29 protein-coding genes, 5 tRNA genes and 1 pseudogene are annotated in these 25,964 nt (G+C 70.8%); 28 read left to right on the top strand and 7 right to left on the bottom strand.

All coding sequences use genetic code 11. The features are described 5' to 3' along the window. Positions 1-36: 36 nt before the first annotated feature. The 7 genes from OG207_RS13790 to OG207_RS13760 all read left to right on the top strand — a co-directional run bounded on the left by OG207_RS13790 (position 37) and on the right by OG207_RS13760 (position 2,028). The gene (locus tag OG207_RS13790) at positions 37-714 is read left to right on the top strand and encodes a DUF4241 domain-containing protein (RefSeq protein ID WP_329098862.1); all 678 of its coding nucleotides are present in this window, start codon (positions 37-39) and stop codon (positions 712-714) included. A 10-nt stretch (positions 715-724) separates the two neighbouring features. Beyond that, on the top strand, positions 725-1,453 hold the full coding sequence (locus OG207_RS13785) for an HAD family hydrolase (RefSeq protein ID WP_329098861.1): 729 nt from the start codon (positions 725-727) through the stop codon (positions 1,451-1,453). A gap of 86 nt (positions 1,454-1,539) precedes the next feature. Beyond that, positions 1,540-1,611 (top strand) — tRNA-Gln (locus OG207_RS13780). A 27-nt stretch (positions 1,612-1,638) separates the two neighbouring features. Next, positions 1,639-1,711 (top strand) — tRNA-Glu (locus OG207_RS13775). 64 nt (positions 1,712-1,775) lie between these two features. After that, positions 1,776-1,848: transfer RNA gene (locus tag OG207_RS13770), tRNA-Glu, on the top strand. 21 nt (positions 1,849-1,869) lie between these two features. Continuing rightward, positions 1,870-1,941: transfer RNA gene (locus OG207_RS13765), tRNA-Gln, on the top strand. Between the two features lie 14 nt (positions 1,942-1,955). Next, a tRNA-Glu gene (locus OG207_RS13760) sits at positions 1,956-2,028 on the top strand. Between the two features lie 161 nt (positions 2,029-2,189). On the opposite strand, the gene ndgR is transcribed toward OG207_RS13760, so the two are convergent. Further along, positions 2,190-2,906: an IclR family transcriptional regulator NdgR gene (gene ndgR, locus OG207_RS13755; protein WP_007266782.1), complete on the bottom strand. Its 717-nt coding sequence runs from the start codon at positions 2,904-2,906 to the stop codon at positions 2,190-2,192. A gap of 184 nt (positions 2,907-3,090) precedes the next feature. Here ndgR and leuC point away from each other — a divergent pair, with 184 nt between their 5' ends. From leuC to OG207_RS13735, 4 genes are all read left to right on the top strand, one after another. Continuing rightward, positions 3,091-4,515 carry a 3-isopropylmalate dehydratase large subunit gene (gene leuC, locus OG207_RS13750; protein ID WP_329098860.1) on the top strand — a complete coding sequence of 475 codons (1,425 nt, stop codon included), beginning with the start codon at positions 3,091-3,093 and terminating at the stop codon, positions 4,513-4,515. A gap of 3 nt (positions 4,516-4,518) precedes the next feature. Further along, positions 4,519-5,112, top strand: a complete 594-nt coding sequence (leuD, locus tag OG207_RS13745) for a 3-isopropylmalate dehydratase small subunit (RefSeq protein ID WP_329098859.1) — start codon at positions 4,519-4,521, stop codon at positions 5,110-5,112. A 137-nt stretch (positions 5,113-5,249) separates the two neighbouring features. Further along, a complete protein-coding gene (locus tag OG207_RS13740; protein WP_030009267.1) occupies positions 5,250-5,477 on the top strand; it encodes a hypothetical protein in 228 nt (75 codons plus the stop codon). Positions 5,478-5,621: 144 nt separating this feature from the next. Further along, positions 5,622-6,302 (top strand): HU family DNA-binding protein, encoded by a 681-nt coding sequence (locus OG207_RS13735; RefSeq protein WP_329098858.1) that lies wholly within the window; start codon positions 5,622-5,624, stop codon positions 6,300-6,302. Between the two features lie 312 nt (positions 6,303-6,614). On the opposite strand, the pseudogene cofC reads toward OG207_RS13735, so the two are convergent. Further along, positions 6,615-7,265: pseudogene (gene cofC, locus OG207_RS13730) on the bottom strand (2-phospho-L-lactate guanylyltransferase); the annotation flags it as partial. 190 nt (positions 7,266-7,455) lie between these two features. On the opposite strand from cofC, the gene OG207_RS13725 reads away from it, so the two are divergent. From OG207_RS13725 to OG207_RS13715, 3 genes are read left to right on the top strand one after another with little or no spacing between them, the layout of a single operon-like run. Beyond that, complete coding sequence (locus OG207_RS13725) at positions 7,456-8,208, top strand: lysophospholipid acyltransferase family protein (protein WP_329098857.1); 753 nt, start codon at positions 7,456-7,458, stop codon at positions 8,206-8,208. Further along, entirely contained in the window at positions 8,205-9,215 is a 1,011-nt protein-coding gene (locus tag OG207_RS13720) for an NAD(P)H-dependent glycerol-3-phosphate dehydrogenase (protein WP_329098856.1), read from the top strand. Before OG207_RS13725 ends, OG207_RS13720 begins: the two co-directional genes overlap by 4 nt. Positions 9,216-9,254: 39 nt before the next feature. Further along, positions 9,255-10,412, top strand: a complete 1,158-nt coding sequence (locus tag OG207_RS13715) for a D-alanine--D-alanine ligase family protein (RefSeq protein WP_329098855.1) — start codon at positions 9,255-9,257, stop codon at positions 10,410-10,412. Between the two features lie 93 nt (positions 10,413-10,505). Here the strand turns inward: OG207_RS13715 and OG207_RS13710 are convergent, their stop codons facing one another. Next, positions 10,506-11,018 (bottom strand): DUF3515 family protein, encoded by a 513-nt coding sequence (locus tag OG207_RS13710; RefSeq protein ID WP_329107607.1) that lies wholly within the window; start codon positions 11,016-11,018, stop codon positions 10,506-10,508. Positions 11,019-11,041: 23 nt separating this feature from the next. Continuing rightward, positions 11,042-11,275 carry an Lrp/AsnC family transcriptional regulator gene (locus OG207_RS13705; protein WP_030011290.1) on the bottom strand — a complete coding sequence of 78 codons (234 nt, stop codon included), beginning with the start codon at positions 11,273-11,275 and terminating at the stop codon, positions 11,042-11,044. Between the two features lie 245 nt (positions 11,276-11,520). Here OG207_RS13705 and OG207_RS13700 point away from each other — a divergent pair, with 245 nt between their 5' ends. Then, on the top strand, positions 11,521-12,504 hold the full coding sequence (locus OG207_RS13700; protein ID WP_329098854.1) for a thiamine-phosphate kinase: 984 nt from the start codon (positions 11,521-11,523) through the stop codon (positions 12,502-12,504). Continuing rightward, entirely contained in the window at positions 12,501-13,301 is an 801-nt protein-coding gene (thiD, locus tag OG207_RS13695; RefSeq protein ID WP_329098853.1) for a bifunctional hydroxymethylpyrimidine kinase/phosphomethylpyrimidine kinase, read from the top strand. The genes OG207_RS13700 and thiD overlap by 4 nt, the downstream gene beginning before the upstream one ends. A 109-nt stretch (positions 13,302-13,410) precedes the next feature. Here thiD and rpmB read toward each other — a convergent pair whose 3' ends face one another. After that, positions 13,411-13,596 (bottom strand): 50S ribosomal protein L28, encoded by a 186-nt coding sequence (rpmB, locus tag OG207_RS13690; protein ID WP_007266795.1) that lies wholly within the window; start codon positions 13,594-13,596, stop codon positions 13,411-13,413. A 240-nt stretch (positions 13,597-13,836) separates the two neighbouring features. On the opposite strand from rpmB, the gene OG207_RS13685 reads away from it, so the two are divergent. From OG207_RS13685 to mutM, 9 genes are all read left to right on the top strand, one after another. Further along, positions 13,837-15,507: a DAK2 domain-containing protein gene (locus OG207_RS13685; protein ID WP_329098852.1), complete on the top strand. Its 1,671-nt coding sequence runs from the start codon at positions 13,837-13,839 to the stop codon at positions 15,505-15,507. A 26-nt stretch (positions 15,508-15,533) separates the two neighbouring features. Further along, positions 15,534-17,726, top strand: coding sequence for an ATP-dependent DNA helicase RecG (gene recG / locus OG207_RS13680; RefSeq protein ID WP_329098851.1), 2,193 nt, complete (start codon positions 15,534-15,536; stop codon positions 17,724-17,726). 76 nt (positions 17,727-17,802) lie between these two features. Beyond that, positions 17,803-18,381, top strand: coding sequence for a 16S rRNA (guanine(966)-N(2))-methyltransferase RsmD (gene rsmD / locus OG207_RS13675; RefSeq protein ID WP_329098850.1), 579 nt, complete (start codon positions 17,803-17,805; stop codon positions 18,379-18,381). Positions 18,382-18,395: 14 nt separating this feature from the next. Continuing rightward, positions 18,396-18,875 carry a pantetheine-phosphate adenylyltransferase gene (coaD, locus tag OG207_RS13670; RefSeq protein WP_329107606.1) on the top strand — a complete coding sequence of 160 codons (480 nt, stop codon included), beginning with the start codon at positions 18,396-18,398 and terminating at the stop codon, positions 18,873-18,875. Positions 18,876-18,978: 103 nt separating this feature from the next. Continuing rightward, the gene (locus OG207_RS13665) at positions 18,979-20,049 is read left to right on the top strand and encodes a cell division initiation protein (protein WP_329098849.1); all 1,071 of its coding nucleotides are present in this window, start codon (positions 18,979-18,981) and stop codon (positions 20,047-20,049) included. 111 nt (positions 20,050-20,160) lie between these two features. Then, positions 20,161-20,829, top strand: coding sequence for a YceD family protein (locus OG207_RS13660; RefSeq protein ID WP_037713377.1), 669 nt, complete (start codon positions 20,161-20,163; stop codon positions 20,827-20,829). Positions 20,830-20,831: 2 nt separating this feature from the next. Further along, positions 20,832-21,005 (top strand): 50S ribosomal protein L32, encoded by a 174-nt coding sequence (gene rpmF / locus OG207_RS13655; protein ID WP_003965982.1) that lies wholly within the window; start codon positions 20,832-20,834, stop codon positions 21,003-21,005. Positions 21,006-21,024: 19 nt separating this feature from the next. Further along, positions 21,025-21,873: a ribonuclease III gene (gene rnc, locus OG207_RS13650; protein WP_329098848.1), complete on the top strand. Its 849-nt coding sequence runs from the start codon at positions 21,025-21,027 to the stop codon at positions 21,871-21,873. A 115-nt stretch (positions 21,874-21,988) separates the two neighbouring features. Further along, positions 21,989-22,855, top strand: coding sequence for a bifunctional DNA-formamidopyrimidine glycosylase/DNA-(apurinic or apyrimidinic site) lyase (gene mutM, locus OG207_RS13645; protein WP_329098847.1), 867 nt, complete (start codon positions 21,989-21,991; stop codon positions 22,853-22,855). Here mutM and OG207_RS13640 read toward each other — a convergent pair. Further along, complete coding sequence (locus tag OG207_RS13640; protein ID WP_329098846.1) at positions 22,828-23,232, bottom strand: winged helix-turn-helix transcriptional regulator; 405 nt, start codon at positions 23,230-23,232, stop codon at positions 22,828-22,830. The two genes, mutM and OG207_RS13640, sit on opposite strands and share 28 nt — an antisense overlap. A 127-nt stretch (positions 23,233-23,359) precedes the next feature. Between OG207_RS13640 and OG207_RS13635 the strand changes: the two genes are divergently transcribed. Further along, complete coding sequence (locus OG207_RS13635) at positions 23,360-23,971, top strand: flavodoxin family protein (RefSeq protein WP_329098845.1); 612 nt, start codon at positions 23,360-23,362, stop codon at positions 23,969-23,971. A 16-nt stretch (positions 23,972-23,987) separates the two neighbouring features. Here OG207_RS13635 and OG207_RS13630 read toward each other — a convergent pair whose 3' ends face one another. Beyond that, complete coding sequence (locus tag OG207_RS13630; protein ID WP_329098844.1) at positions 23,988-24,965, bottom strand: CAP domain-containing protein; 978 nt, start codon at positions 24,963-24,965, stop codon at positions 23,988-23,990. 136 nt (positions 24,966-25,101) lie between these two features. Here OG207_RS13630 and OG207_RS13625 point away from each other — a divergent pair, with 136 nt between their 5' ends. Both OG207_RS13625 and OG207_RS13620 read left to right on the top strand, forming a co-directional pair. Further along, positions 25,102-25,383 carry an acylphosphatase gene (locus OG207_RS13625; protein WP_030012523.1) on the top strand — a complete coding sequence of 94 codons (282 nt, stop codon included), beginning with the start codon at positions 25,102-25,104 and terminating at the stop codon, positions 25,381-25,383. Between the two features lie 348 nt (positions 25,384-25,731). Further along, positions 25,732-25,950, top strand: coding sequence for a hypothetical protein (locus tag OG207_RS13620; protein WP_030012524.1), 219 nt, complete (start codon positions 25,732-25,734; stop codon positions 25,948-25,950). The last annotated feature ends 14 nt before the right edge of the window (positions 25,951-25,964 follow it).

Here is a 25,964-nt window from a genome sequence, read left to right as displayed (position 1 = left end):
CCTGCGGCGTCCCGCCCACGATCCGGAAGGCCCCGCATGCCCCTCGCCGCCCCCGACTTCGCCCGGCACTTCACGCCGGGCTACGCCTTCCGAGACGAGGAGGGAGACCTCGGGACCCTCTCGGTGGCCGACGGGGGCGAGCTGCGGCTGCCGACCGGCCGGCTGGTGGCCTGCGATCCGATGGCCTACCTGGGGCCGGACACCAGACCGCCGTTCCACGTCGAGGTGGCGCCCGGCCGCTACCGGCTGGAAGCGGCGCTCGTCACGTGGTCCCCGGCCGACGAGCCGCTGCCGCAGGGGTCCCCCCGCCCGGATCTCGCCGCCCTGCGGCTGGTGGTCAACGAGGCGCCGACGGCGTCCTGGGAGCTCGCGCTCAGCGGTGAGCAGCGCCTGGACGACCTGGGGCCGGGCGAGCTCTACGGCTACGGCGTGGACGCGGGCGTGGGGGCCTTCCACGACGCGTCAGCCGGGCGGGACTTCGCCGACCGCGAGGCCACCCGGGAGCTGCTGCGCGCCCCGTTCCTCGCGGACGGGTACCGGCACCCCGGCCCGTACGTGCTCACCGGCCCCGGGGGCCAACAGGTGGCGGTCTTCCAGTCCGGCTGGGGCGACGGGACGTACCCCACCTGGGTGGGGCGGGACGCGGCCGGCCGGGTCACCTGCTTCGTCACGGACTTCTTCGTCGTGCCCCCGCAGGAGGGCACTTCGGCATAGGCTCGGGCACATGCCGATCCGCGCCGTGCTGTGGGACATCGACGACACCCTCTTCGACTACACGGGGGCCGACGCCGCCGGGTTGGCGCGCCAGGTGGAAGTCACGGGCCTGGCGCACCGGTACGGGACCCCCGCGCAGGCGCTCGCGCTGTGGCGGGAGATCACCGACCGGCACTGGGCGCGCTTCGCGGCCGGCGAGGGCACCTTCCAGGGGCAGCGGCAGGAGCGGGTGCGGGAGTTCCTGGAAGAGCCCGGGATGACCGCGGACGAGGCCGACGCCTGGTTCGACCAGTACGTGGAGCACTACAAGGCCGCCTGGACCGTCTTCCCCGACGTCGTGCCGGCGCTCGACGCCCTCGCCGCCGACTACCGCCACGGGGTGCTCTCCAACTCCTCCACCGCCAACCAGGACCCCAAGCTCCGCGACCTCGGGCTGCGCGACCGCTTCGAGGTGCTGGTCTGCGCCGTCGAACTCGGGGTCAGCAAGCCCGAGGCGGAGGCCTTCCTGGCCGCGTGTGAGGCGCTCGGGCTGCCGCCCGGCGAGGTGGCGTACGTGGGGGACCAGCCGGAGATCGACGCACGCGGAGCCCGTGACGCCGGGTTGACGGCCATCTGGATCGACCGCGACGGCGGTCGGGGCCCGGGGCCCGAGGGCGCGCACCGCATCGAGGGCCTTGACCAGCTCCCTCAGCTGCTGGCGCGGGATACCCGTTTTGGAGCACGGTCAGCCATCCGGTAATGTTCTTTCTGCGCCGCCGGAGCGGGCCGAAAGGCCGGACGGAGGCGCCACTCGAAAGTAAATCCCCCCAGGGGGTTGACTTCCGGTGGGGTATAGTGTAATTGGCAACACGAGGGTTTCTGGTTCCCTTATTCTAGGTTCGAGTCCTGGTACCCCAGCGCAGTGCAGTAGTAACGCAGTGCTTTGCCCCCGTTGTGTAGCGGCCTAGCACGCCGCCCTCTCAAGGCGGTAGCGCCGGTTCGAATCCGGTCGGGGGTACAGATCCTTCCCGCAAGATCTCCTTTTGGGTAGCTCCCGGACGTCTTGATGCAGGATCGCTAGGGCCCCCGTTGTGTAGCGGCCTAGCACGCCGCCCTCTCAAGGCGGTAGCGCCGGTTCGAATCCGGTCGGGGGTACTGGTCTGGTATAGACCACATTGGGCTATGGTGTAATTGGCAACACGAAGGTTTCTGGTTCCTTTGTTCTAGGTTCGAGTCCTGGTAGCCCAGCGCAGTACAAGCAAGCCCCCGTTGTGTAGCGGCCTAGCACGCCGCCCTCTCAAGGCGGTAGCGCCGGTTCGAATCCGGTCGGGGGTACGCATCGAAGAGGCCCTCCGCGTTCATCGCGGAGGGCCTCTTCGCTTTGTGTCGGTCGCGCCGGCCGGCAGGCACAAGTGCGGGCCCGGAGGCGCGTGTTCGGACGTGTGCGGCGTCGAACGCGCCCCCGGGCCCGGGGGTGAGCAGGTGGGGTCGGGGCGTCAGCCGGAGCGGCGCAGCGCCTCCGTGAGCCGTGCGGCCGCGTCGATGACGGCCTGGGCGTGCATCCGGCCCGGGTGGCGGGTCAGCCGCTCGATCGGCCCGGAGACCGATACGGAGGCCACCACGCGGTTCGACGGCCCGCGCACCGGCGCCGAGACGGAGGCCACACCGGGCTCCCGCTCGCCGATCGACTGCGCCCAGCCGCGACGCCGTACGCCCGAGAGTGCCGTCGCCGTGAAGCGCGCGCCCTGGAGGCCGCGGTGGAGCCGCTCGGGCTCCTCCCAGGCCATCAGGATCTGCGCGGCCGAACCGGCCTTCATGGGAAGCGTGGAACCCACCGGGACGGTGTCCCGAAGACCCGACAGCCGCTCCGCGGCCGCCACGCAGATGCGCATGTCTCCCTGACGGCGGTAGAGCTGCGCGCTCTCTCCCGTCACGTCACGGAGGTGAGTGAGTACCGGTCCCGCCGTGGCCAACAGACGGTCCTCGCCGGCCGCGGCGGCGAGTTCCGCCAGCCGCGGTCCGAGGATGAACCGGCCCTGCATGTCCCTCGCCACCATCCGGTGGTGTTCCAGTGCCACGGCAAGGCGATGTGCCGTGGGTCGTGCGAGCCCTGTCGCCGCGACCAGCCCGGCGAGGGTGGCCGGACCGGACTCCAGTGCGCTCAATACCAGAGCTGCCTTGTCGAGAACGCCGACGCCGCTAGAGTTGTCCATGAAACGATATTCGCGTCTCACACTGTGAAACGCAAGTTCAATTTTTCCAAGAAACAGCGAGTCTGTATGTGCGGGTCCACGAACCACTGGGTCCGAGCCGTCGTCCGGGACGTGGGGTACGGGCGGCACGGCGCACAAGATCTCTATGAAGCGCCGGCACAACCGGCCGGCCGGAGGGAAAGCGATGGGTAGGACACTCGCGGAGAAGGTCTGGGACGACCATGTCGTCCGGCGCGCCGAAGGCGAGCCCGACCTCCTCTTCATCGATCTGCACCTGCTGCACGAGGTGACCAGCCCGCAGGCCTTCGAAGGACTGCGTCAGGCCGGCCGCAAGGTCCGACGCCTCGACCTCACCATCGCGACCGAGGACCACAACACCCCCACCCTCGACATCGACAAGCCGATCGCCGACCCGGTTTCCCGCGCCCAGCTGGAGACGCTGCGGGCGAACTGCGCCGAGTTCGGCGTGCGCCTGCACTCGCTGGGCGACGTCGAGCAGGGCGTCGTCCACGTCGTGGGACCGCAGCTGGGTCTGACCCAGCCCGGCACCACCGTGGTCTGCGGCGACTCGCACACTTCCACGCACGGCGCCTTCGGCGCGCTGGCCTTCGGCATCGGCACGAGCCAGGTCGAGCACGTACTGGCCACCCAGACGCTGCCGCTGGCCCGCCCGAAGACGATGGCGATCACCGTCACCGGCGCGTTGGCCGAGGGCGTCACCGCGAAGGACCTGATCCTGGCGATCATCGCCAAGATCGGTACGGGCGGCGGCCAGGGCTACATCCTGGAGTACCGGGGCGAGGCCATCCAGGAGCTGTCGATGGAAGCCCGGATGACCATCTGCAACATGTCGATCGAGGCGGGTGCCCGCGCGGGCATGATCGCCCCTGATCAGACCACCTTCGACTACCTCCAGGGCCGTGACCACGCCCCCACGGGCAAGGACTGGGACGCGGCGGTCGAGTACTGGAAGACCCTGCGCACGGACGACGACGCGGTCTTCGACGCGGAGGTCGTCATCGACGGCGCCGCGCTGTCCCCCTTCGTCACCTGGGGGACCAACCCGGGCCAGGGCGCACCGCTGTCGGCGCACGTCCCCGACCCGGCTTCGTACGAGGACGCTTCGGAGCGCCTGGCCGCCGAAAAGGCCCTGGAGTACATGGGGTTGACCGCCGGACAGCCGCTGCGGGACATCAAGGTCGACACCGTCTTCGTAGGTTCGTGCACCAACGGCCGCATCGAGGACCTGCGTGCCGTCGCCGGCATCGTCGAGGGCCGCAAAGTCGCCGACGGCGTACGGATGCTGGTCGTCCCGGGCTCGGTCCGCGTCGCCCTGCAGGCCGTGGAAGAGGGCCTGGACAAGGTCTTCAAGGAGGCCGGCGCCGAGTGGCGGCACGCGGGCTGTTCGATGTGCCTGGGCATGAACCCCGACCAACTGGCGCCCGGTGAACGCTCCGCGTCCACCTCCAACCGCAACTTCGAGGGCCGGCAGGGCAAGGGCGGGCGCACCCACCTGGTCTCCCCGCAGGTGGCCGCCGCCACTGCGGTGCTGGGCCACCTGGCCTCGCCCACCGACCTGTCCGCCGCCGACGCGACCGCCGGAGTCTGAACCATGGAAGCCTTCACCACCCACACCGGCCGGGCCGTCCCGCTGCGCCGCAGCAACGTCGACACCGACCAGATCATCCCGGCCCACTGGCTGAAGAAGATCACCCGCGACGGGTTCGAGGACGGGCTCTTCGAGGCCTGGCGCAAGGACCCGGAGTTCGTCACGAACCGCCCGGAGCGCGCCGGTGCGACCGTCCTGGTCGCCGGCCCCGACTTCGGTACGGGTTCCTCGCGCGAGCACGCCGTCTGGGCCCTGCAGAACTTCGGCTTCAAGACGGTCATCTCCTCCCGCTTCGCCGACATCTTCCGCGGGAACTCGCTGAAGAACGGCCTGCTGACCGTCGTCCTCCCGCAGGAGACCGTCGAGCGGCTGTGGGAGCTGACGGAGGCCGACCCGACCGCCGAAATCACCGTCGACCTGGTCGACCGCCAGGTGCGAGCGGAAGGCGTCGTCGCGGAGTTCGAACTCGACGACAACGCCCGCTGGCGTCTGCTGGAGGGCCTGGACGACATCTCGCTCACCCTTCAGAACGAAGCGGACATCGCCGCCTACGAAAGCGCCCGACCCACCTTCAAGCCGCGCACGATTGTGGCCTGATTCCTGCCTGATCAGCGCTTATTCACCTTCGGGTGATCACATCGACAACACCGTGCCCTCCGCCCTCCGGCGGGGGGCACAGCCGTTTGTTGAGGCCCCGTGAGGCGACAACTCGCCCCAGATGGCACAATCTGTGCATGGAACGCGACAGTCAACTCGAGCTCTACGAACTCGTTGCGGACCGGCTGAAAGAAGCACACACACGGGTGCGCTCACTGCAAGTCCCGGAGGGCGTAAGGATGGCGCTGTCCCGGAAGCTGTTGGTCGTCACGGCCGCGGCGAAGCATGATCTCGCCGATGCGGCAAGGCGCCTGGACAGGTTGATGAAGGACCTCGACGAGGGTCGATTCCCTGAAGGCGACTGATGCGAAGGAACTCCGTAACGGCCTACAGCGTTGCGGCACTAGGGTGATTAGCCCGTTTCGTGTTTGATTTGCGGTATATATCCGCCTAACGTGCGAAATAAGCTTGAACACATTCGTTCTGGCGAAGTCTCCGAAGGGGAAGACGTGAACAAGGCGCAGCTCGTAGAAGCGATTGCCGACAAGCTGGGCGGCCGCCAGCAGGCCGCGGACGCTGTCGACGCGGTACTGGACGCGATCGTCCGCGCTACCGTCGCGGGCGACCGGGTCTCGGTCACGGGCTTCGGCTCGTTCGAGAAGGTCGACCGTCCGGCCCGTTACGCCCGCAACCCGCAGACGGGTGAGCGCGTCCGGGTCAAGAAGACCTCTGTGCCCCGCTTCCGTGCGGGCCAGGGATTCAAGGACCTGGTCAGCGGCACCAAGAAGCTTCCCAAGGGTGGCGAGGTGTCGGTGAAGAAGGCGCCCAAGGGCAGCCTCACGGGTGGTGCCTCCGCGACGGTCAAGAAGGCCGCGGCGAAGAAGGCCACCACCGCCAAGAAGGCCGCGGCAAAGACCGCGGTCGCAAAGAAGGTCGTGGCCAAGAAGGCCACGGCGACCGCCAAGAAGGCGGCGGTGAAGAGCACCGCGACGGCGAAGAAGGCCACCGCGGCCGCCAAGAAGACCACTGCCGCGGCCAAGAAGACCACCACCGCCGCGAAGAAGACGACCACCGCGGCCAAGAAGACCGCGCCGGCGGCCAAGAAGGTCACCGCAGCGACGAAGGCGCCCGCCAAGAAGACGGCGACGCGCAAGGCCACCGCGAAGAAGACCACCGCCCGCAAGAAGTAGGGGCACGCGTCACACAGGCCGGGCCGGCTTTCCCCGTGCGGGGGAGCCGGCCCGCGGTGCGTCCACCGCACCGGCGGCCGGTCGGGGTCGCGGGCGGCACCCCCTTCAGAACGTCTGCAGCGTCACGAGGGTGATCCGAAGGCTCGCACCCGCGCCGTCCGTCTCGATCCGGACCCGCTGTCCGGGCCGTAGCAGCCGCAGGCCGCCCGCATCGAAGGCCGGGGCCTCGAAGGGCACCGGAGTGCCGTCGTCCAGCAGCACGCTGCCGCTGCGGGTCTGGGAGTCGTACGTGTACGCGGTCGCCTGCATACGGGCACTGTATCGGGCGGTGTGGCGCCCCACGCCGAGGGCGAGCGCGGTGCGCAGATCGGCCGCCGTGTCCACGTCCCGGCGCACGCTGTCGACGTTCGCCAGGGCGATTTCCACCGCCCCCGAAGCCGAATGTCGGGCCCGTGACGGCCCCCCGAACGAGGGGGCCAATTCCACGTCGGGCGCGGCAGAAAGCAGGGTCGTCCCGATTCCGGCAGCATCCGCCAGAAATGCCCGCGGAAATACCGAAGCTTTTTCGAGCACGCGTTGCAATTCCCGGGGTCGGAGTGCCGGCAGATCGGCGTTCAGCGCGGCCAGTGCGGCTCCCGGCCGCCCCGACCGCACCGCCCGCGCCCCGTGGTCCAGGGCCGCGTTGAGCCCGGCCGCCGGGGCGTCCGGGACGATCCGCGCCCCGAGCCGCGCCAGTTCCGCACCGGCCGCGGCGTCGTCCGTGACGACCACCACATCCGTGACCGCCGCGCAGGCCAGGGCCCCCGCGACGGTGTCCTGGGCGAAGGCCAGGGCGAGGCCCGGACGGGAGGCGCCCACCGCCCGTGCGAGACGGCTCTTCGCCACCGCCAAGGGCTTCAGCGGGACCACCAAACTCCACACGGCGTTCGTGACGGATCCCTTTCCTCCGGTGCGCTCCAGCAGGTCCTTCGGCCATGGTCAGGTCATGGCCGGGTCATGTGTCGGCCCATTGTCGCCTTCGCCCGGGCAACCCGGGAGTCCGGCGGGGTGAGCGGGGCGTACGGTGTCCTCGACAGAGACCGGGCCTGGGGTGACACTTGTCCGGCCGACGAGGTGCCCCAGCCGCGCACCGGTCCTAGAGGAAGGTGTCCGAGTGTCCCGCCGCAGAATCGGCTTCTGGTACCGCCTGGCGGCGGTCATCGCAAAACCGCCGCTGGTAGTGCTCTTCAAGCGGGACTGGCGGGGAATGGAGCACATTCCGGCCGAGGGCGGCTTTATCACCGCCGTCAATCACAACTCGTATCTGGACCCGCTCTCGTACGCGCACTTCCAGTACAACACCGGCCGGGTGCCCCGATTGCTCGCCAAGGCCGCCCTCTTCAAGGTCCCTATTGTCGGGTCCATCCTGCGCGGCAGCGGACAGATCCCCGTCTACCGGGAGTCCACCAACGCCCTGGACGCATTCCGGGCCGCCGTGAACGCCATCGAGCAGGGCGAATGCGTGGCCTTTTACCCGGAGGGCACCCTCACCCGCGACCCCGACATGTGGCCGATGGCCGGCAAGACCGGCGCCGCCCGCGTGGCGCTGATCACCAGGGCGCCCGTCATCCCGGTGGCCCAGTGGGGCGCGAACCTCGCGGTGCCGCCCTACGCCAAGGAGAACAAGGTCCGGCTCTTCCCGCGCAAGACCCTCCAGGTGCTCGCCGGACCGCCGGTGGACCTCTCGGCGTTCTACGACCGGGAGCCCACCCCGGAGCTCCTCCGGGAGGTCACCGAGGTCATCATGGCGGCCATCACCGCGTTGCTGGAGGAAGTGCGCGGCGAGACCGCGCCCGAGCAGCCGTACGACCATCGCAACGCCAGGGTGGAACAGCGGCGCAAGGCCGCAGGGGAGGGCAAGAAGTGACACGTCCCGTGAAGGCAACCGTCTTCGGAACAGGCTCCTGGGGCACGGCCTTCGCCATCGTGCTCGCCGACGCCGGCTGCGAGGTGACGCTGTGGGGCCGCCGCCAGGAGGTGGTCGACTCCATCAACACCGGCCGGACCAACCCGGACTACTTCCCCGGGGTCGAACTCCCCGCGAACCTCCGGGCCACCACCGACCCGGCCGGGGCGGCGGCCGGCGCGGACTTCACCGTCCTCGCCGTCCCGTCCCAGACCCTGCGCGAGAACCTCGCCGCGTGGGCGCCCCTGCTGGCCGCCGACACCGTGCTCGTCTCGCTGATGAAGGGCATCGAACTCGGCACCGCCAAGCGGATGAGCGAGGTCATCGAGGAGGTGGCCAAGGTCCCCGCCGAGCGCATCGCCGTGGTCACCGGCCCCAACCTGGCCGCCGAGATCGCCGCCCGCCAGCCCGCCGCCTCCGTCGTCGCCTGCGTGGACGAGAGCGTGGCCCAGCGCCTCCAGGCCGCCTGCCACACCGCGTACTTCCGCCCGTACACGAGCACCGACGTCACCGGCTGCGAGCTCGGCGGCGCCGTCAAGAACGTCATCGGCCTCGCCGTCGGCATCGCGGACGGCATGGGTCTGGGCGACAACACCAAGGGCTCGCTCATCACCCGCGGACTCGCCGAAGCCACCCGCCTCGGCGTGGCCATGGGCGCCGACCCGCTCACCTTCTCCGGCCTCGCGGGCCTCGGCGACCTGGTCGCCACCTGCTCCTCGCCGCTCTCCCGGAACCACACCTTCGGCACCAACCTCGGCCGCGGGATGACCCTGGAAGAGACCATCGCCGTCACCAAGCAGACCGCCGAGGGCGTCAAGTCCTGCCAGTCGGTGGCGGATCTGGCCCGCCGCCACGGGGTGGACATGCCGATCACCGACACGGTGGTGGACATCGTCCACCACGGCAAGCCGACCCTGGTCGCGCTCAAGGACCTGATGGGGCGCAGTGCCAAACCGGAACGTCGCTGACTCCATTCCGCACGTCTGAGCGGGTACTCTCGTGGCGATATGAGCAGCGAGAACCTCCCCCAGACCCCTGAGCAGCAGGGCCGCAAGCCCCGCGTGGCCGTCGTGTTCGGCGGCCGCAGCTCGGAACACGCCATCTCGGTCGTCACGGCGGGCGCCGTACTGCGCTCCATCGACCGCTCCAAGTACGAGGTGCTGCCCATCGGCATCACCACGGACGGCCGATGGGCGCTGACCGCCGACGAGCCCGAGCGGATGGCCATCGCCGACCGCACGCTCCCGAGCGTCGAGGAGCTCGCGGAATCCGAGGACGGCGCCGTCGTGCTCTCGGTCGACCCCGCCAGCCGCCAGGTCGTCTACACCGAACCGGGCGCCGTCCCCAAGGCCCTGGGCGAGGTCGACGTCGTCTTCCCCGTGCTGCACGGCCCGTACGGCGAGGACGGCACCCTCCAGGGCCTCCTGGAGCTCTCCGGCATCCCGTACGTCGGATCCGGCGTCCTCGCCTCGGCCGTCGGCCAGGACAAGGACTACATGAAGCGGGTGTTCACGTCCTTCGGGCTGAGCGTCGGCCCGTACGTGACCATCCGCCCGCGCGAGTGGGAGGCCGACCGGGACGCCGCAACGGGCAAGATCCTGGACTTCGCCGCCGAGCACGGCTGGCCGCTGTTCATCAAGCCCGCCCGGGCCGGCTCCTCCATCGGCATCACCAAGGTCGACGACGCCTCCGGCCTGGACGCCGCGGTCAAGGAAGCCCGGCGCCACGACCCGAAGATCATCGTGGAGGCGCTGCTGCGCGGCCGCGAGATCGAGTGCGGGGTCCTGGAGTTCGAGGACGGCCCGCGGGCGAGCGTCCCCGCCGAGATCCCGCCGGTGTCCAGCCACGACTTCTACGACTTCGAGGCGAAGTACATCGACTCGGCCTCCGGGATCGTGCCCGCCCCGCTCACCCCGGAGCAGACCGCCGAGGTGCAGCGACTCGCGATCGAGGCCTTCGAGGCCGCGTCCTGCGAGGGCCTGGTGCGCGCCGACTTCTTCCTCACCGAGGACGGCACGTTCGTTATCAACGAGATCAACACGATGCCGGGCTTCACCCCGATCTCCATGTACCCGTTGATGTGGCAGAAGACGGGCATCGAGTACCGGGAGCTGGTGGACCGCCTGATCCAGGCGGCCCTGCGCCGCTCCACCGGCCTGCGCTGACAGTCGTCCGAAAAGCCGACCGCCCGCCGACCGCCTTCGAAGGCGGTCGGCGGGCGGCGGTGTGCTCGGTACCCGATGGGCCGAGCGCGGTGCTCAGTAGGAGGCGATGCCCTCGGGCACGGTCGCGGTGATCGCCGTGGACAGGCCGACCAGCATGCCCGCGTCCGTGGCGTGCTCCCCGTCGACCTGGACCTCGGTGTAGGCCAGCCGCAGCCCGGTGGTGAACCGGAACCCCCCGCCGGAACCGGCGTCGAGCTTCTCCAGCAGCCACGCCACGCCGTTCACGTGGACGCCCTCCTGCTTCGGATCGAGCATCTTGGGGGGTTTGGGGATACCGCACCGCAGTACGATCGCCGAGCCGCCCCACGAGGCGGTCAGATCGGACTCCGGTTCGGTTCTGGTCCGCGCCAGGCCGGCCACCGTCTCCGGGAGCTCCTTGTGCAGTGCCGCACAGAGTCCCGCGACGGCGGCGGGCGGCGTGGGCGGTGGGTCCACCCGGGCTTCGTCGGATCCGCCCGGGGAGCACGCCGCGGCGGCCAGGACGGCCATCGAGGCGGGCACGGCGGACAAGGCGCGGACACGCAGGGGCCGGCGGTGGAGGGACATCACCGGCCTAGAGTAGACGGGGGCTACAGATGGACCACCGGGCAGGTCAAGGTGCGGGTGATCCCCTCCACCTGCTGGACCTTGGCGACCACCATGCGGCCGAGGTCGTCGACGGTGTCGGCCTGGGCGCGCACGATCACGTCGTACGGGCCCGTCACGTCTTCGGCTTGGATCACCCCCGGGATCTGGCCGATGGACTCGGCGACGAACGACGCCTTGCCCACTTCGGTCTGGATAAGGATGTACGCCTGTACCACGGAACCTCCAGGGCGGCCACGAGGATCATTTCCCCTAACCTTCGGGTGGGCCCCACACGATTGAACGGGCCGGGGGAAGAAGGGACGCCACGGTACCGCGTCGCCGTGCGCTGCGGGGAGACCCGCGGGCCCGGCGCCACGCACAGCGGGGCGTACGGAGAGCAGAAGTTGACGTATCTGTTGACGGTACCCAGAGCTGAGACGGCTCGCGACCGCAAGCGGACTGGGCAAGAAGGGGCACAGCGATGAAGGGCACTGTCGGCGAGCTGGGGGAGTTCGGGCTGATCAGGGAGCTCACCTCACGGCTCACCACCACCCCGGCGGTCCGGCTCGGACCGGGCGACGACGCCGCGGTGGTGTCCGCCCCCGACCGGCGGGTCGTGGCGAGCACCGACATCCTGTTGGAGGGCCGGCACTTCCGGCGCGACTGGTCCACGGCCTACGACGTCGGCCGCAAGGCCGCCGCGCAGAACCTCGCCGACATCGCCGCCATGGGCGCGGTGCCGACCGCGCTGCTGCTCGGCCTCGTCGTCCCCGCCGAACTGCCCGTCACCTGGCCCACCGAGCTGATGGACGGGATCCGCGACGAGTGCCAGGTTGCCGGCGCGGCCGTGGTCGGCGGGGACGTCGTCCGCGGGGACGTCATCACCGTCGCCATCACCGCCCTCGGCGACCTGCGCAACCACGAGCCCGTCCTGCGCTCCGGCGCCCAGCCCGGCGACGTCGTCGCCGTCACCGGCTGGCTCGGTTGGTCCGCGGCCGGCTTCGCCGTGCTCTCGCGCGGCTTCCGCTCCCCGCGGGCCTTCGTCGAGGCGCACCGACGCCCCGAGCCGCCCTACCACGCGGGCCCCGCGGCCGCCGGACTCGGCGCCACCGCCATGACCGACGTCAGCGACGGCCTGATCGCCGACCTCGGGCACATCGCCGAAGCCAGCAAGGTAAGGATCGACCTGCGCTCGGCGGCCGTCGACATCCCGACCCAGATGCACGACATCGGGCAGGCGGTCGGCGTGGACCCGTTGCAGTGGGTGCTCACCGGAGGCGAGGACCACGCGATCGTGGCGACCTTCCCGCCCGACGTGAAGCTCCCCGCCCGCTGGAAGGTCATCGGCGAGGTCCTCAACCGCTCCGCGCTGCCCCAGGTGACCGTCGACGGCGCGCCCTGGACCAGCACCGGCGGCTGGGACCACTTCGGGGCCGACCCGGCCGCCCAGGACGGGATGCTGTGAGCACCGCCCCGCCGCTGTGCCTGACCGTCGCCGGATCGGACTCCGGCGGCGGCGCCGGCATCCAGGCCGACCTCAAGACCATGTTGGCGCTCGGGGTGCACGGCATGAGCGTGGTGACCGCCGTGACGGCGCAGAACTCGCTCGGGGTACGCGGAGTCTGGGAACTGCCCGCCGAGGCCGTCACGGCCCAGTACCGGGCCGTCGTGGACGACATCGGGGTCCGGGCCGTGAAGACCGGGATGCTCTCCTCCGCCGTCCTGGTGGAGACCGTGGCCGCGCTGCTGGCGGACACCCGGGCCCCGGCCGTCGTGGACCCCGTCGGGGTCTCCAAGCACGGGGACGCACTGCTCGCCGCCTCGGCGCTGGACGCCGTACGCAAGGAGCTGCTGCCGCGGGCCATGGTGGCCACCCCCAACCTGGACGAGGTGGCCCAGCTCACGGGTGTGGTGGTGGAGACCGAGGACGACATGCGACGGGCCGCCGACGCGGTCCTCGGCCACGGGCCGCGGTGGGCGCTGATCAAGGGCGGACACCTCGCGGCGCACGGCCATGAGGCGGTGGACCTGCTCACCGACGGCAGCGAGGAGCGGTGGCTGCGGGCCCCGCGTCACGACAACCGGCACACCCACGGCACCGGCTGCACCCTGGCCAGCGCGATCGCGGCGGGCCTGGCGAAGGGACTGACCGTCCCGGAGGCGGTCGCGGCCGCCAAGGAGTACGTCACGGGCGCCATCGCCGCCGGCTTCGCGCTCGGCGGGGGCATCGGCCCGGTGGACCACGCCTGGCAGTGGCGCTGAACCCGCTGCGACGGCCCGGCCGGGCCCCCGGACAAGGCAAAAGGCCGGTTCACCAGAGGTGAACCGGCCTTTTTGGCAACCGGAAAGGGCTGCGCTACGACGGGAGGCGTCAGCGCGAGACCTTACCGGCCTTGATGCACGAGGTGCAGGCGTTGAGGCGCTTCGGCGTCCCATTGACCACGGCACGGACGCGCTGGATGTTCGGGTTCCAGCGACGCGAGGTGCGGCGGTGCGAGTGGGAGATGTTGTTGCCGAAGCTCGGCCCCTTGGCGCAAACGTCGCAGTTGGCAGCCACAGGTCACTCCAAGACTTCAGATGCAATTACAGTGAAACCGGCGCACCGGATTCAGAGGTCTGAAGTGGTTTGCCGGGGGAATGGCCCGACTCTCATCGGGCAACCGGAGCAGCATACAACGACTGCGTCCGTCCAAGAAAACTACCATGTCCGCCGCCGGCCCCGCCCCGCGGTCCCTACGCCCGGGCGGTCCTTCGTTACCCTGCGGTGAACCCTGGCCCGCACAAGGAGGAACGCCCGGTGCCGCACGAGCCGCAGTCGCAGTCCCCTGACGAGCTCGACGCCGAAGCGGTGCGCACCTGGAGCTCGCTGGCCCTCGCCGCACTGGGCCGGGCCCGCGAGGACATCGACGCGATCAACGTCTACCCGGTCGCCGACGCGGACACCGGCACCAACCTCTACCTCACCGCCGAATCGGCCGACCGCGGCCTTGCCGAGGCCTTCCCCGGGGTGACCGACGGCACAGGGCGGACCTCCCTGGCCGAGGCCGTACGGGCCTGGGCGCACGGAGCCCTGGTGGGCGCCCGCGGGAACTCCGGGACGATCCTGGCGCAGCTGCTGCGCGGAGTGGCCGACGTACTCGGCGACGAGCCCCTCGAGCCGGTGGAACGGGCGGAACGGGGCCCCGGCGGGCTGCTGGCCCGCGCGCTTACCCGGGCCGCGGAGGAGGCGTACGCGGCCGTCGCGCACCCGGTGGAGGGCACCATGCTCACCGTCGCCGGCGCCGCCGCCCGGGCCGGCGAGGCGGCCGGTGCCGCCGCCGGGACCGCGACCGAGGTGGCCCGGGCCGCCTACGACGGGGCCCGCGCCGCCCTGGCCGAGACCCCCGGGCAGCTCGCCGCGCTGGGCCGGGCGGGAGTGGTCGACGCCGGGGGCTCCGGGCTGGTCGTCGTCTTCGGCGCCCTGTGGCAGGCCCTGTCCGGCCAGGAACCGGCCGCCGAACCGGTACGCGGCCGCGCGGTGCCCGTCCCGCAGTCACCGGACCCCTGCGCGCAGGAGGAGGACGGGCCCGCGTACGAGGTGATCTACCTGCTGGAGGCCTCCGAGGCGGCCGTCGGCGAACTGCGCGAACGCCTCGACGGACTCGGCGACTCCCTGGTCGTGGTCGGCGGCGACGGACTGTGGAACGTCCACGTCCACGTCGACGACCCCGGCGCGGCCGTGGAAGCCGGAGTCGTGGCCGGACGGCCCTACCGGATACGGATCACCCACTTCGGGGACGAGCGCCGCCGGGCACGGGGCGAGCGCGCCCAGCGGGCCGTGGTCGCCGTCGTCCCCGGCGAGGGACTGGCCGGGCTGTGCGGGGAGGCGGGAGCGACCACCGTGCTCGTACGCCCCGGGGAGCCGCCGGCCGTCGCCGAACTGCTCGACGCCGTCCGCCGCGCGCACGCCCGCGAAGTGGTGCTGCTGCCGGGCGGCGCCGAACTGCGCGCCGCCGCGAACGCGGCGGCCGAACAGGCCCGCGCCGAAGGCGTACGGGTGGCCGTGATCCCCACCCGGTCCGCGGTCCAGGGCCTGGCCGCCCTCGCCGTGCACGACCCGGAGGGCAGCTTCGACGAGGACGTGGTCGCCATGACGGCGGCCGCCGGCGCCACCCGGTACGGGGAGCTGGCCTTCGCCGAGAGGCAGTCCTTCACCTCGGCCGGCATCTGCCAGGCCGGTGACGTGCTCGGCCTCATCGACGGCGACGTCGCGGTGATCGGGGCGGGCCTGGCCGAGACCGCCGAGGCCGTCCTGGACCGGATGCTGGGCTCCGGCGGCGAACTCGTCACCCTGGTCCTGGGACCCGACGTACCGGACGCCGTTGCCGAGCGCCTGGAGGCCTACGTCCAGCAGGGCCACCTCGCGGTGGACACCGTCACCTACCGGGGCGGCCGGTACTCGGCTCCGCTCCTCGTCGGGGTGGAATAGCGGGCTTGTCAGCGCCATGGTGTGCAATGGAACACGTGCCCGCGCTCGACGAAGACCTCAAGAAGACGCTCGGTCCCGCCACCGCCAAGGTGCTGGCCGAGCAGCTCGGCCTGCACACGGCCCTGGACCTGCTCCACCACTACCCGCGGCGGTACGCCGAGCGCGGTGAGCTGACCTCGTTGGCCGAGCTCGCCGACCAGATCGACGAGCACGTCACCGTCGTCGCGCAGGTCGCCGACGCCCGGATCCTGACCTTCAACGGGGGCCGCGGCAAGCGTCTGGAGGTGACGATCACCGACGGCAACGGCCGCCTCCAGCTCGTCTTCTTCGGCGCCGGGGTCCACAAACCGCACAAGGACCTGCTGCCCGGCAGCCGCGCCATGTTCGCCGGCAAGGTCTCCAAGTTCAACCACAAGCTCCAGCTCGCGCACCCGGCCTACGAGCCGCTCGGCGCGGACGCCTCCGACCGGGACGCCGCGGCCGCCTTCGCCAATCAACTCATCCCGATCTACCCGGCCTGCGCCAAGCTGGAGTCCTGGAAGATCGCCAAGTGCGTGGACGCGGTGCTGCCCAGCGCCCGGGACGCCGTGGACCCGCTGCCGCCCGCCCTGCGCCAGGGCCGCGGGCTGGTCCCGCTCACCGAGGCCCTGCTGAAGATCCACCGCCCGGGCACCAAGGCCGACATCGAGGACGCCCGCCAGCGCCTGAAGTGGGACGAGGCCTTCATCCTGCAGGTCGCCCTGGCCCGCCGCCGGAACGCCGACTCCCAGCTCCCGGCCGTCCCGCGCCGCCCCGTCCCCGGCGGCCTGCTCGACTCCTTCGACGCGAAGCTGCCCTTCACCCTCACCCAGGGCCAGCGGACCGTCTCCAAGGAGATCTTCGACGACCTGGCCACCGAACACCCCATGCACCGCCTCCTCCAGGGGGAGGTCGGTTCGGGCAAGACCCTGGTCGCGCTGCGCGCGATGCTCGCCGTCGTGGACAGCGGCGGACAGGCGGCGATGCTCGCGCCCACCGAGGTGCTCGCCCAGCAGCACCACCGCTCCATCACCGAGATGATGGGCGAGCTCGCCGAGGGAGGCATGCTCGGCGGCTCCGACCAGGGGACCAAGGTGGTGCTGCTCACCGGCTCCATGGGGATGCCCGCACGCCGCCAGGCCCTGCTCGACCTGGTCACCGGTGAGGCCGGGATCGTGATCGGCACGCACGCGCTGATCGAGGACAAGGTGCAGTTCCACGACCTCGGCCTGGTCGTCGTGGACGAGCAGCACCGTTTCGGGGTGGAGCAGCGCGACGCGCTGCGGTCCAAGGGGAAGCAGCCCCCGCACCTGCTGGTGATGACGGCGACCCCGATCCCGCGCACGGTCGCCATGACCGTCTTCGGCGACCTGGAGACCTCCGTCCTCGACCAGCTGCCTGCAGGGCGCTCCCCGATCGCCACGCACGTGGTGCCCTCGAAGGACAAGCCGCACTTCCTCGCCCGGGCCTGGGAACGGGTCCGCGAGGAGGTCGAGAAGGGGCACCAGGCGTATGTGGTCTGCCCCCGCATCGGGGACGGGGAGGACGAACCCAAGAAGAAGTCCGCCGAGGACGACGGCGACAAGAGGCCGCCCCTCGCGGTCGTGGAGATCGCCGAGCAGCTTGCGCGCGGACCGCTGGCGGGGCTGAGCGTCGAGGTGCTGCACGGCCGGATGGACCCCGCCGACAAGGACGACGTCATGCGCCGGTTCGCCGCCGGCGAGGTCAAGGTGCTGGTCGCCACCACCGTCATCGAGGTCGGGGTGAACGTCCCCAACTCCACCGCCATGGTGATCATGGACGCGGACCGGTTCGGCGTCTCCCAGCTCCACCAGCTGCGCGGCCGCGTCGGCCGGGGCTCCGCGCCCGGTCTGTGCCTGTTGGTCAGCGAAATGCACGAGGCCAGCCCCGCCCGGGCCCGGCTGGCCGCCGTCGCCGCCACCCTCGACGGCTTCGAACTCTCCCGGATCGACCTGGAACAGCGCCGCGAGGGCGATGTGCTCGGCCAGGCCCAGTCCGGAGTTCGCTCCTCGCTGCGCATGCTCGCCGTCATCGAGGACGAGGAGGTCATCGTCCAGGCGCGGGAGGAGGCCACCCGCGTCGTCGCCGAGGACCCCGCGCTGGAACACCTGCCGGGTCTGCGGAGGGCGCTGGACGCCCTCCTGGACACCGAGCGGGAGCAGTATCTGGAGAAGGGCTGAGCGGTACGACATATCGTTGGAGTGCCGCGGCAGCGCCGGGGCACTCCACCCCTACCGCCGTACCGAAGGACCCCAGATGACCCGCGTGATCGCCGGCAGCGCCGGCGGGCGACGGCTGGCCGTGCCCCCCGGCACCGGCACCCGGCCGACCTCGGACCGGATGCGCGAAGGCCTCTTCTCCACTTGGGAGTCGCTGCACGGCGTCGAAGGGGCCCGGGTGCTCGACCTGTACGGCGGCTCCGGCGCCGTCGGCCTGGAAGCGCTCTCCCGGGGCGCGGACCACACCCTGCTCGTCGAGGCCGACGCCAAGGCCGCCAAGGCGATCCGGGACAACATCCGGACGCTGGCCCTGCCCGGGGCGGAATTCCGTGCGGGCAAGGCCGAGCAGATCGTGGCGGCCCGGGCCGCCGGGGACCCGTACGACATCGTCTTCCTGGATCCGCCGTACGCCGTGGACAGCGCCGACCTGCGGGAGATCCTCCTCACACTCCGGTCCAATGGCTGGATCACGGACGATGCGCTCGTCACCGTGGAGCGCAGTACCAGGAGCGGAGCCTTCCCGTGGCCCGAGGGCTTCGAGCCGCTCCGGTCGCGCAAGTACGGCGAGGGCACCCTTTGGTACGGCCGCGCCGCTTTCACCAGCGAAGAATCATGAACGAGGGAGTTCAGTTGCGCCGCGCCGTCTGTCCGGGGTCCTTCGACCCCATCCACAACGGACACCTCGACGTCATCGGACGCGCCTCCAGGCTGTACGACGTCGTGTACGTCGCCGTGGGGATCAACGACTCGAAGCAGGGCCTGTTCACGGTCGAGGAGCGGATCGAGCTGATCCGCGAGGCGACGGCCGAGTACGGCAATATCGAGGTCGAGGCCTTCCGCGGACTGCTCGTCGACTTCTGCAAGCAGCGGGACATCCCGGCCATCGTCAAGGGCCTGCGCGCGGTCAGCGACTTCGACTACGAGCTCCAGATGGCCCAGATGAACATGGGCCTGGCGGGAGTCGACACGCTGTTCGTCCCGACCATCCCCACCTACAGCTTCCTGTCCTCCTCGCTGGTCAAGGAGGTCGCGGCCTGGGGCGGCGACGTCGCCCACCTGCTGCCGGCGAACGTCCACTCGGCGCTCCGGGAGCGGCTGCGCGACCGCTGACCGCCTGACGGCGCATCAGGCGGTGTCGGGGGCCCGCCCGGTGGCCGTACAGTCGTCCCGTCCGTCTCAGGAACCGCCTGAGGCCGAGAGAGTGCGAGCCCCCATGGACGTGCAGAAGAAGCTCGACGAGATCGTCGCGGCCGTCGGCGGCGCCCGGTCCATGCCCATGTCGGCCTCCTGCGTGATCAACCGCGCCGAGCTCCTGGAGCAGCTCGAAGAGGTGCGCCAGGCGCTGCCCGGCTCGCTCGCACAGGCCCAGGAGCTCATCGGCGGCCGCGAGCAGATGGTCGAGGAGGCCCGCCGGGAGGCGGGGCGGATCATCGACGCGGCCCACAACCAGCGCGGTTCGCTGATCTCCGACACCGAAGTCGCGCGGCGCTCGCAGGCCGAGGCGGACCGGATCCTGGAGGAGGCCCGCCGGGAGGCCGAGGAGATCCGGGCCGAGGCCGACGACTACGTCGACAGCAAGCTCGCGAACTTCGAAGTCGTGCTGGCCAAGACCATCGGTTCGGTGGACCGGGGTCGGGAGAAGCTCCTGGGCCGCGGCCCGGGGCTGGACGAGCACGGCTACCCGGACATGGAGGCGCCCGAGCGCAGCCACGACCCCGAGACGCAGCGACAGCAGGCGGACGCCTACGTGGACACCAAGCTGGCGACCTTCGAGGCGGTGCTCTCCAAGACCCTGGAGGCCGTGGGCCGCGGCCGGCAGAAGCTCCTGGGTCGGGTCCCGACGGACGACCTGGGCGTGCACATGGCCGCCCAGGACGCGGTGGGCGGACCGCAATCCCGCTCGGCGAGCGACTCGGACTTCCTGGCGGGCCTGGCGGAGCCGGAGCCGCTGCGCGCGCAGGCGCCGATCCCGGCGCAGGCGGAGCCCGTGTACGACACGTACGGCTACCAGCAGCCCGCCCAGCCCGCCACCCAGCAGCAGGACGCCTACGCCTACCAGGACCCGTACGGCGGCTACCAGCAGCAGCCGGACCCGTACTCCACCGCGGGCGGCGGCTCCGGCGGAGCGGCCTACGCCGCGCACTACGACGCGCAGCAGCCCGACCCCTATGCCGCGTACCAACCCCAGGCCCAGGCCCAGCAGCCCTCGCTCGACGAGACCAGCCTCTTCGACACGAGCATGATCAACCTGGACCAGCTGCGCCAGTACGAACAGGGGCGCTAGGGCCGGATTGGGCGCTGGGCGCCGCTGCGGGTATCCTGGCTGTTCGGTCGCGCGTATGCACCGCGATCCATGCTGCCCTAGTGCGGCGGAATCTTTGATCTTCAGCGATCTGTGAAAGCAGGAACGGCCCTGAATACCCGCCTCGACCACCGCAACCCCCTCGTGTTCGACACGCACGAGCTGGGCCGGCGTCCTGGTGCCATGCAGCGGCTGTCCCGTGAGATCGCGGCACCGGCGGACTTCGGTCTCGTCGGCGTCATCGGAGTGCCGGAAGGCGCCCCGGTGAAGCTCAACCTCCGCCTGGAGTCGGTCATGGAAGGGGTGCTTGTCACAGGCACCGCCCGTGCATCGGCCGTGGGGGAGTGCGTAAGGTGTCTGGAGTCCGTCGAGCGCGAGCTCAAGGCGGACTTCCAGGAGATGTTCTCGTACCCTGACGCCGACGACCGGAGCCGCTCCAAGGCGGAACCGGCCGACGACGCCGAGGACGACGAGGACACGCTCTTCCTCGAGGACGGTTTGTTCGACCTCGAACCCGTGCTGCGGGATGTGGTGGTGCTCGCACTGCCCATGCAGCCGGTGTGCCGGGAGGACTGTCTCGGACTGTGCCCCGATTGCGGGCTCAGCCTGAACGACGACCCGGACCACCACCATGACGCCGTCGACATCCGTTGGGCGGCATTGCAAGGACTCGTCGTGACCGATCAGGACGGCGAGAAGGACAACATGAGCGGCACTGCCTCTGACGGAGTTCAGGGCGCCGCCGAGAAGCAGGAGAAGTAGCCGTGGCTGTTCCGAAGCGGAAGATGTCGCGCAGCAACACGCGCCACCGCCGGTCGCAGTGGAAGGCTGCGGTCCCCACCCTGGTTTCGTGCGAGCGTTGCCAGGAGCCGAAGCTCCAGCACATTGCGTGCCCGAGCTGCGGCACCTACAACAAGCGCCAGGTCCTCGAGGTCTGAGCGGCTGGTGAGAGGCGCAATGTCTGAGCTGTCCAACGCTGAGAAGCAGGCAGACAGTAACAACGCGGCCTCGTCCCACACGCTTCTGGAAGGGCGGCTCGGGTATCAACTCGAGTCCGCCCTTCTGGTGCGTGCGCTGACCCACCGCTCGTACGCGTACGAGAACGGCGGTCTGCCCACCAACGAACGCCTGGAGTTCCTCGGGGACTCCGTGCTGGGCCTGGTGGTCACGGACACGCTGTACACGACCCACCCGGATCTCCCCGAAGGCCAGCTGGCCAAGCTTCGGGCCGCGGTGGTCAACTCGCGCGCACTGGCGGAGGTCGGACGCGGCCTCGAACTCGGCTCCTTCATCCGGCTCGGCCGGGGCGAAGAGGGCACGGGAGGCCGGGACAAGGCCTCCATCCTCGCCGACACCCTTGAAGCGGTGATCGGCGCGGTCTATCTCGATCAGGGCCTCGACGCGGCCTCGGAGCTGGTCCACCGGCTCTTCGACCCGCTCATCGAGAAGTCCTCGAACCTCGGGGCCGGCCTGGACTGGAAGACCAGTCTCCAGGAACTCACGGCGGCCGAAGGCCTTGGCGTGCCCGAGTACCTGGTCTCCGAGACCGGTCCGGACCACGAGAAGACCTTTACTGCTGCCGCTCGCGTCGGTGGTGTCTCGTACGGCACCGGCACCGGCCGCAGCAAGAAGGAAGCGGAACAGCAGGCCGCGGAGTCCGCATGGCGCGGAATCCGTGCCGCCGCGGACGAGCGGACCGCGGCTGCGGCGGCCGCCGCGACCGCCGGTCCGGCCGGGGTCCCGGCTGCGGCCGGGAACGAGAACGGCGGGGTGCCGTCGCCCGCCGACTCGGCACCGGACGCCTGACCCTTTCTTCGGGACGTACCCGCCCGCTCCTGCCTCGCAGGGGCGGGCGGTTGTCGTTTCCGGCGGCCGGTACGCTCGCCGGGAGCGTCAGATCCACTCCCACCGGAGGTGCCCCGTGCCCGAGTTGCCCGAAGTCGAAGTCGTGCGGCGGGGGCTGGAGCGCTGGGTGGCGGGGCGGACCGTCGAGGCCGTCGAGATCCTGCATCCGCGGGCCGTCCGGCGCCATCCGGGCGGCGGGGCCGACTTCGCGGCGCGCCTGTGCGGGGAGACCTTCGGGGTGGCGCAGCGGCGCGGGAAGTACCTGTGGCTGCCGCTGGAGGGCCGCGACCTGTCCGTGCTCGGGCACCTCGGGATGAGCGGGCAGCTGCTGGTGCAGCCGCAGGACGCCCCCGACGAGAAGCACCTGCGGATCCGGGTGCGCTTCGACGACGCCGGGACGGAGCTGCGCTTCGTGGACCAGCGGACCTTCGGCGGCCTCTCGCTGCACGAGGTAGCCGCCGACAGCACCGACGGACTGCCCGACGTGATCGCGCACATCGCGCGCGACCCCCTGGACCCGTTGTTCGACGAGGGCGCCTACCACCTCGCGCTGCGCGCCAAGCGGACCACCGTCAAGCGGGCGCTACTGGACCAGTCCCTCATCAGCGGGGTCGGCAACATCTACGCGGACGAGGCGCTGTGGCGCGCCAAGCTGCACTACGAACGCCCGACCTCGGGGCTCACGCGCCCGCGGAGCGCGGAACTCCTCGGCCATGCCCGGGACGTCATGAACGCCGCCCTCGCGGTCGGTGGCACCAGCTTCGACAGCCTCTACGTCAACGTGAACGGGGAGTCGGGCTACTTCGACCGTTCGCTCGATGCCTACGGGCGCGAGGACGAACCCTGCCGGCGCTGCGGCACGCCGATACGGCGCCGGCCGTGGATGAACCGGTCGAGCTACTTCTGCCCGCGCTGTCAGCGGCCGCCGCGCGTGGCGTCGTAGGACTGCCGGGCACCCAGTACCGCCGGCATGTTCCCCTCCAGGCAGTGGATGAGCGCGAGCAGCCGGTCCGCGACCTCGACGCCGAGGGGGGTCAGTTCGTAGTCGACGCGCGGCGGGTTCGTGGGCTGCGCCTCGCGGTGGACGATGCCGTCGCGCTCCAGTGCGTGCAGGGTCTGGGAGAGCATCTTCTCGCTCACGCCCTCCACCCGGCGGCGCAGCTCGTTGAAGCGGCAAGGGCCTTCGCGCAGGGCGCCCACGGTGAGGCTGCCCCAGCGGCCGGTGACGTGTTCGAGCGTTTCCCGGGACGGGCAGGCGCGCGCGAAGACGTCGAACGGTTGCTCCATCTCGGCGGCTTCGGTACAGGCGGGGTTCTCCATGCGGATCAGCGTACTCCCCGGCAGCGCTAACTCGAGGGTTGCGCTTTCTAAAAGTTAGTGGTTTTCTTTCTCTCGTCGCACCACGCCCTGTGCCGCGACGAGAGTTTTCCCGAGGGAGAGATCAGCCTTGTCCGCAATCACGCACACCCCCGTCGTCTCGATCGCCTACCACTCCGGCTACGGCCACACCGCCGTCGTCGCCGAGGCGGTTCGCAGCGGCGCCGCGGAAGCCGGGGCGACCGTTCACCTGATCAAGGTCGACGAGATCGACGACGCCCAGTGGGAGCTGCTCGACGCCTCCGACGCGATCGTCTTCGGATCCCCGACGTACATGGGCACCGCCTCCGGCGCCTTCCACGTCTTCGCCGAGGCCTCCTCGAAGCGCTGGTTCGGCGACACGTGGCAGGACAAGCTGGCGGCCGGCTTCACGAACTCCGCGTCCAAGAGCGGCGACAAGCTGCACACCCTGCAGTTCTTCCAGATCCTGGCCGCGCAGCACGGCATGAGCTGGGTCAACCTGGGTCTGAAGCCGGGCTGGAACTCCAGCACGGCCTCCGAGAACGACCTGAACCGTCTCGGCTTCTTCGCCGGCGCCGCCGCCCAGACCAACTCCGACGAGGGCGCGGACGCGGTCCACAAGGCCGACATCGCGACCGCCGAGCACCTCGGCCGCCGCGTCACCGAGCAGACCCGCATCGTCATCGCGGGCCGCGCGGCCCTGGCGGCCGCCGCGGTCTGAGCCCCGCGGGCTCGACTCAGAAGCCGAAGTCCTGGGTCCACCAGGGGCCGCCGGCAGCGACGTGGACACCGACGCCCAGGGTGCGGAACTCGCAGTTGAGGATGTTCGCCTTGTGGTCCGGGCTGTTCATCCAGGCCTTCATCGCGGCCTCGGCGTCGCCCTGGCCGCGGGCTATGTTCTCGCCGCCGAGGCCCGAGATGCCGGCCTTGGTGGCGCGGTCCCACGGAGTGTTGCCTTCGGGGTCCTCGTGACTGAAGAAGCCCCGGGTGGCCATGTCCAGGCTGAAGGCTCCGGCCAACGACGCGAGCGGCGGATTGGCCCGGACCGGGCCGCACCCGGCCAGCGCGCGCTCCTGGTTCACCAGGTCGACGACGGCGGCCTCCTCCGCGGAGTGGCCGTCCAGCGGCGGGCGGGGCTCGTGGGTCGTCGACTTCGACGGCGCCGGTGCCGGTGTCGGGGCCCGGCTCGTGGTGGGTGCCGGGGCCGTCGGCGCGGCCGGCACGGCGGGCGCGGCCGGGCTCGTGCGCGGGGCCTTCGCGGACGGGGCCTTGGTGGACGGGGCCGGCGTCGCCGACGGGGAAGAGCTCGGTGCGGCGGACGGCGTCGCCGACGGAGAGGGGGAGGCGCTCGGGGAGCCGCTCGGCGAGGCGCTCGGGGAAGCGGACGCCGACGGGGAGGTCGGGATCGACGGCTTCGGGGACGGGCTGCCCGATCCGGTGCCGGCGGAGGTGCGGCCGGACAGGTTCACGAGGCCGTTCTGCTGGTGCAGCGCCGTGTCGGGGTCGGTCGAGGCCTTGGCCCTGGCTTCCGGGGCGGGGGCATCCGTACCGCTGACACCCACGTAGGGGAACGAGCCGCCGACCGGCACCATGCCGGTGGTGACGGCCGCGGTGCCGAGGGCGACGGCCACCGAAACGCCCAGCAGGCCGGTGCGCAGGGCGGTGCCGCGCTTGCCGCCGTTGTGCGGCGCGGCGGGGAGACGGTGACGGCCCATCGGAGCGTGCCTTCCTTGCCGGGTGAAGATCATCCCTTACCCACCCAAATGGGTGAGTTCATTGCTGCGCGACTGTACGCCATGGGGCCAGGGGGGCGATGTGTCCCGAAAGTGCTCGCCCGGTTAGCGTTCACGCATGAACGAAGACGTCCGTCTGACCGCCTGGGTGCGGGGCCGTGTGCAGGGAGTGGGCTTCCGCTGGTTCACCAGGGAGAACGCCTTGGAGATCGGCGGGGTCGTCGGCTTCGCGCTCAACCTCGACGACGGGCGAGTGCAGGTGGTCGCCGAAGGTCAACGTGAGAATTGCCACCGGCTGCTCGACTGGTTGCGCTCCTCCGACACGCCCGGCCGGGTGGACGGAGTGACAGAGATCTGGGGCACACCGCGCGGTGGCTACGACGGATTCGGGATGCGATGACCGATCGGCTGATCATGCACTCATCACATCTCTGATCGTCCGCACACGGCCGGAACTGCGGATTCGTCATCGACGCGTTGCCGACGGAGGAGATCCGTGGAAGGCTCGAAGGTAAGGATGATCTCCACGACCCTTGCGGGGACCGGGGCGCCCGCCGATACGGGGCGTGATCGTGTTGACCGTCAAACTTTTTGGTGAGACGCTGGAAGCCCCGCGCACCTGAGCTGTTTGGCAGTGTTGGCAGTAGTAAGCGCAGTGACTGTCAGTCGCTGCCGGACATCCGCGGGTGCGATTCCCTCACGACCCACACCGCTTCGGTCGGTCACTCAGTGTGGAGGACCATCCATCATGGCAAAGGCGCTTCTCGGTTACGTCGGCGGTTCCGACCCGCGACTCCTCGCCGAGATGCGACGGCTTCAGCAGCGCGTCCAGGACCTCGAGTCCGAGCTCGTACGGATTCAGTCCGAAAATGACGCGCTGAACGCGGCCGCCGCTCAGCACGACGGAGACTCGCTGCTCGGCAGCATCGACATCGACGTACCCCAGGCGGAGCCTGCGCTCACCTGACCCGCGCTCCACTC

Source organism: Streptomyces sp. NBC_01439 (genome assembly GCF_036227605.1).
Classification (GTDB): domain Bacteria; phylum Actinomycetota; class Actinomycetes; order Streptomycetales; family Streptomycetaceae; genus Streptomyces.
This window is presented reverse-complemented; position numbering and strand designations above follow the sequence as displayed.